This window comes from Nonomuraea sp. MG754425, assembly GCF_021699195.1.
Lineage (GTDB): Bacteria > Actinomycetota > Actinomycetes > Streptosporangiales > Streptosporangiaceae > Nonomuraea.
On sequence record NZ_SSXE01000514.1, the window covers coordinates 1 to 436 of the forward strand.

1 protein-coding gene is annotated in these 436 nt (G+C 68.6%); it reads left to right on the top strand.

The genetic code is table 11. The features are described 5' to 3' along the window. Nucleotides 1-71 precede the first annotated feature (71 nt). Nucleotides 72-436: discoidin domain-containing protein (locus FAF44_RS53765; RefSeq protein WP_237111202.1), on the top strand; the 365-nt coding region annotated here is incomplete at its 3' end.

Sequence of the window (436 nt, forward strand, 5' to 3'; positions counted from 1 at the left end):
GTCGAAATATTGCGGCGATCTGCTCGACATCTTATGGTCTGGCCAACCCCCATATGCGAAGGGCCACCCCCATGAGAGCACTGTTAGCCGCCCTTACGTTACTCATCGGCATCCTCGCTGCACCCACCACGCCCGCGCACGCCGCGGCCGACACCAACCTCGCCGCCGGCCGGCCCGCCACCGCCAGCAGCACCACCGACGTCTACCGCGCCGCCAACGTCACCGACGGCAACCAGGCCACCTACTGGGAATCGGCCAACAACGCCTTCCCCCAATGGATCCAGGTCGACCTCGGCCCCGCCGCCACCGTCAACAAAGTGGTACTCAAACTCCCCACCGGCTGGCCCAGCCGCACCCAGACCCTGACCGTCCAGGCCGGCACCGACGGCACCACCTTCACCACCCTCGCCGCCGGCCGGCCCGCCACCGCCAGCAG